Genomic DNA, 4,689 nt, shown 5'->3' with positions numbered 1-4,689 from the left:
GGGTGCTGGGGCCGGGGCCGTCTGGGCCGTGGCCGCGCCTGCGCCCAGGATCAGGGTGGCCGCCACGAAGAGCGGGGACAGGCGTGCGGGGGCGGGAAGGGGCTTCATGGCGTGGCGCGGCGGCGTGCAGTGAAAGAGGCTGCCCATGATGCCCGAAGCGCCCGGGCCAGGCGTTGCCGGGCGTTTCAGTGCGCCGCGCCGGCGCCGAAGCGAAAGCTCGACGCCGTCACGCCGCCGTACACGCCTTCCTCGTGGTACACGCAGTCGGCCCGTTCGGCCTCGGCCGCGCCAGCCGCGACCATGAGCGGAATCAGGTGGTCCTCGCGCGGGTGGGCGATGCGGGCGGCTGGCGCGCTCTCCCAGCCCATCAGCCGCGCGGGCCGGTCGGCCGGATCCGCGTGCACCAGCGCGTCCTGCAGCCATTGGTCGAACGCCACCGAAGGCGCCCGCCCGGCCTCGCCGAAGCGGCGCAGGTTGTGGTAGCTCAGCCCGCTGCCGACGATCAGCACGCCTTCATGGCGCAGCGGCGCCAGCGCGCGGCCGAGCGCCAGGTGCTGGGCCGGGTCCAGATCGCGCTGCAGCGACACCTGGATCACCGGCACGTCGGCGGCCGGGTACATCACCTGCAGCGGCGCGAAGGTGCCGTGGTCGAAGCCCCGCTCCGCATCGAGCCGGCTGGGCAGGCCCGCGGCCCCGATGAGGGCCGCGATCCGCTGCGCCAGGGCCGGCGCGCCCGGCGCCGGGTAGCGCACCTCGTAGGTGTGGGGCGGAAAGCCGTGGTAGTCGTACACCATCGGCGGCCGGGGGCTGGACATCACGGCGAAGGCCTCGTCCTCCCAGTGGCCGGACACCACCAGCACGGCCTGCGGGCGGGTGGCGATCTGGCGCGGGATGTCCTGCAGCGACTGCTCGAGCGCGCGCATGGTGCGGCGCATCTCGGGCACGTACGGCCAGGGGCCGCCGCCGTGCGACAGGAAATAGGTGGGCAGGGGGGAGGAGGGCGGGTGCATGGCGGTGGTCCGTGGGGGTGGGTGGTGCGGTCGAGGGCGAAAGGCGCCAGCGAGGGTGTCAGGCGCCGCGCGGGCGGATCGGCGCGCGCCGGGCGCGGCCCCACAGCACGAAGGTGCACAGCGCCAGCAGCACGAGGTTGAGCGGCACCACCATCGCCTCGCCCCGGCTCAGGTGAAAGGCGATGGCGAGCCCCTGCAGCACCACGCAGCACAGGGCCGCCAGCACGGTGAGCCGGGGCAGGATGCGTGTCAGCGCGGGCAGCAGGATGCCCAGGCCGCCCGCGATGTCGATCAGCCCGATGGCCCGCACGAAGGCGACGGGGTACTGCCCCGTCCACGGCATCATCGCGCTCAGTTCGGGAATGGGCGTGGTCAGCTTCACGACGCCCGAGGCGCAGAACACCGCGGCGACCAGCACCTGGGCGATCCAGAGGCCGATGCGCAGCGCCCGGCCCGCGGACGGGGTGGCGGCGGTGGGCGAATACGGGGTGGCGGGCATGGCGGTTCTCCAAAGGGGCCACAGCGCGTGGCGATGAAAGGGAATGGGACTGGACGCAATTTAAGATTTCCCCCAAAGGAAATCGATGGCGTTAGAGTGATGGCATTCTTTCCTTTTTTGGCAACCATGAACCCTGCAGACCTGGAATTGACCGGCCTGCGCGTGTTCCAGGCGATCGTCGAAGCCGGCAGCTTCAGTGCCGCCGCGGACCGCCTGGGCATGGCGCCGCCCATGGTGAGCAAGCACATCGCCCGGCTGGAACGCACGCTGGGCGCGCGCCTGCTGCACCGCACGAGCCGCAGCATGAGCCTGACGGAGGCCGGCACGGCCTTCTACGAGCAAGGCCGGCAGGCGCTGGAACTGCTCGACGCCGCCGCGGCCTCGGTGGGCCACGGGCAGAACCGGCCGCGGGGCGAGTTGCGCATCAGCGCCCCGGTGTGGTGTGCCACCCCGCGCTTTGCCCGGCTGCTGGCCGACTACCGCCGTGCCTGCCCCGAGGTGCGGCTGGACCTGTACCTGGACAACCGCATGGTGGACCTCGTCTCGGAGGGGTTCGACGTGGCGCTGCGCATGACCGCCGAGCCCGCGCCCCAGCTGATCGCGCGGCCCCTGTGCCAGATGGCGTTCCATCTGGTCGCGGCGCCCGGCTTCCAGCCCGGCCCCGACGGGGGCGTTGATTCGGCCGGCGCGCCCCGGCCCATCCCGATGGTCATGCCCAATTACGTGCAGCTCGAGCGCCTCAAGAATGCCCTGCAGGAAGGCATGCACCGGCACATCGACGCCGTGATGAAGTCCAGCGACAGCACCCTGAGCTACCACGCCGTGGTGGCCGGCATGGGCGCGGCCTTCCTGCCCGCATGGCTGGTGGACGACGACCTGGCCAGCGGTCGGCTGGTGCAACTGCCGGGCGATACGGAGTTCGTGGGCACGCTGTATGCCGTCTATGCCAGCCGGCGGCAGATGCCGCTCAAGCTGCGCAGCTTCATCGACTTTCTGGCCGAGCGCCTGGGTGGGGTGCCATTGCCGTCCTGACGCTCGCGCACCGATGACAATGCGCACAGCCGCCGCCGGAGATCCCACCACCCAAGGCAGCCCATTCCAACGCCATGCGATCACCTGGAGAGCGCGATGACAGAAACGAGGACCCTCCCGTCGCAAGGATCGCTGCTGTCGGTGCAGGCCATGGGGCAAGGCCTGCCCGTCGTGTTCCTCCACGCTGCGGTGTGCGACAGGCGCATGTGGGCGGCCCAGATGGGCGCACTGGCCGGCACCTGCCGGGTGATGGCCTATGACCGCCCCGGATTCGGTGACTCGCCCCCGCGCACGGCCGATTCGTCATCAATGGCGGATGGGCTGGCCGTTCTGGAGGGCCTGGGCGTGACGGAACCGGCCGTCGTGGTGGCCTGTTCCCAGGGCGGCCGCATCGCGCTGGAGATGGCGTTGAGCCATCCCTCCAGGGTGCGGGGCCTCTTTCTGATCGCCCCCTCGCTCAGCGGCGCCCCGGCGCCGGCGTATCCCCCCGAGATCGAAAGCCTGCTGCGAGCGCAGCAACTCGCGGAGCAGGCGCAGGACTGGGAGGCACTGAACCACATCAAGGCACGCCTCTGGCTGGACGGCCCCCTGTCGCCCGAACTCCGGGTGGGGGGCGACGCGCGAAAGCTGTTCCTGGCGATGAATGCGATCGCCATCGCGAACAGGCTCCGGGGCGGGGAGACAGACAACGTGCCGGTGTACGGCCGGCTCGCGGAGATCCGGTTGCCTGCCTGGGTGGTCTGGGGTGACCTGGATTTTCCCCACGTTCAGCAGCGCGCCCAGAGGGCCGCAGACCAGATGCCGAATGCGGAGGGGATCGCGTTGCACGGCGTGGCGCATCTGCCGTCCCTGGAGCGCCCCAATGCCGTCACGGACTTGTTGAGGCAGTTTTTGGGCGAGATATGAAGCCGGCGTGACGCGACGCGTGATTTCGGGCAGGTGGAGCGAACGCTATTCGCTTCCTTTGATGATGGCTCCCACCCACTTCGGTCCTTGAAATCCATGGTCCACAAAGCCCCATCTGCTTCCCAGTTCGGTTCGAAGCTTCAGTAGTTCGGGATTCTCCAAATTTTCAGCGGTAACGCGCCAAAAGCCTGCCTCGGCCGCAGGTATGCGCGAGGCAAGCAGAAGGGCCTCACGGCCTGAAAGCGTCACGAGCTCAAGCCGGTTGATGCGGCGAGCACCCGCTGTCAGGTAGGAACGAATGGCGCCAAAGTCATCGAGCGCGTACGTCGACTTTGTTGATTTTCCAGACCAACCCCGCCTGTGAATGACCAGTGTTCTGTTGGTGGTGATCTCAACCTCCTCTTGGGCCACAAGCCAGCTTCTCCACGACAGCAAGGCCGAGACCGCGAAAACAACCACGCCACAGCCTGCAGTGGCAGGTCCCCATTCATTTCGCAGAACAACAATGGCATAGAAGAACGCCATGGTCAGAACTGCAAACAAGGTGATCGGTCTTTGGCCTTCACGCCAGCGAGGAAAGCGCAGTCTCATTCAGTTTCTCGTTCGATCAGCCATGTTTTGACGGCACCCAGGTTTCGGATTCACCGCAAGAAAGTTTTGCGAAGCAGGGCTCCGTTGCGCCGTACAAACTATAGCTTTCGTGCCGGCAGAACGCTTGCGCTCATCATGCTGGAGAACGGTCCCGATGACGCGCTGACCGGTCAACAAGGAACTGGCCTCGGCCACGCAGGGGGCGGAGGCGCGCGATGTCGAAGGGCGCCGTGGCCCGAACCTAGTCCTGCAGCAGCTGCCCCGCCAGCGCCGCCGCGGCGGTGCGCGTTTCCACGCCGAGCTTTTCAAAGATGTGCTCCAGGTGCTTGTTCACCGTGCGCGGACTCATGCCGAGGATGTCGGCGATGTCGCGGTTGGTCTTGCCCTTGGCGAGCCACGACAGCACCTCGGTCTCTCGCGGGGTCAGCGCCACGGGCGGCAACCGCGGCGCGGCGGCGCCTGCGGCCGGGCTCTGGCTGAGCAGCAGCATCGACTCGGCCAGGCCGCTCGCGCCCAGGTGGGCGGGCCTGCAACTGGAGGCCGCCGGGCAGGGGTGTGCTGGCTTCGCCCTGCCGCTGGGCCTGTGCCAGCCAGCGCGCGGGGTCGCCCGCAGTGGCGTCGCCGTGCCCGCCGAAGGCGGCCTCCAGCCAG

Annotated in this window: 5 protein-coding genes and 1 pseudogene; 2 read left to right on the top strand and 4 right to left on the bottom strand. The window is 69.0% G+C overall.

What is annotated here, in order from left to right; all coding sequences use genetic code 11:
- Positions 1-185 precede the first annotated feature (185 nt).
- The gene (locus tag AC27KI_RS18920; RefSeq protein WP_487115253.1) at positions 186-1,010 is read right to left on the bottom strand and encodes a DODA-type extradiol aromatic ring-opening family dioxygenase; all 825 of its coding nucleotides are present in this window, start codon (positions 1,008-1,010) and stop codon (positions 186-188) included.
- 58 nt (positions 1,011-1,068) lie between these two features.
- Positions 1,069-1,509, bottom strand: coding sequence for a DoxX family protein (locus tag AC27KI_RS18915; protein WP_284394691.1), 441 nt, complete (start codon positions 1,507-1,509; stop codon positions 1,069-1,071).
- 126 nt (positions 1,510-1,635) lie between these two features.
- Here AC27KI_RS18915 and AC27KI_RS18910 point away from each other — a divergent pair, with 126 nt between their 5' ends.
- Both AC27KI_RS18910 and AC27KI_RS18905 read left to right on the top strand, forming a co-directional pair.
- Complete coding sequence (locus AC27KI_RS18910; protein ID WP_487115251.1) at positions 1,636-2,541, top strand: LysR family transcriptional regulator; 906 nt, start codon at positions 1,636-1,638, stop codon at positions 2,539-2,541.
- A 96-nt stretch (positions 2,542-2,637) separates the two neighbouring features.
- Complete coding sequence (locus tag AC27KI_RS18905) at positions 2,638-3,447, top strand: alpha/beta fold hydrolase (protein WP_487115249.1); 810 nt, start codon at positions 2,638-2,640, stop codon at positions 3,445-3,447.
- A 45-nt stretch (positions 3,448-3,492) separates the two neighbouring features.
- Here the strand turns inward: AC27KI_RS18905 and AC27KI_RS18900 are convergent, their stop codons facing one another.
- Together AC27KI_RS18900 and AC27KI_RS18895 are read right to left on the bottom strand one after the other, a co-directional pair.
- Positions 3,493-4,038, bottom strand: coding sequence for a hypothetical protein (locus AC27KI_RS18900; RefSeq protein WP_487115247.1), 546 nt, complete (start codon positions 4,036-4,038; stop codon positions 3,493-3,495).
- Between the two features lie 241 nt (positions 4,039-4,279).
- A pseudogene (locus AC27KI_RS18895) lies at positions 4,280-4,689 on the bottom strand (helix-turn-helix transcriptional regulator); the annotation flags it as partial.

The organism is Acidovorax sp. KPB24-03 (genome assembly GCF_057546605.1).
Note: the sequence above shows the minus strand (reverse complement) of the source record. Positions and strands in the feature narration are given on the sequence as shown.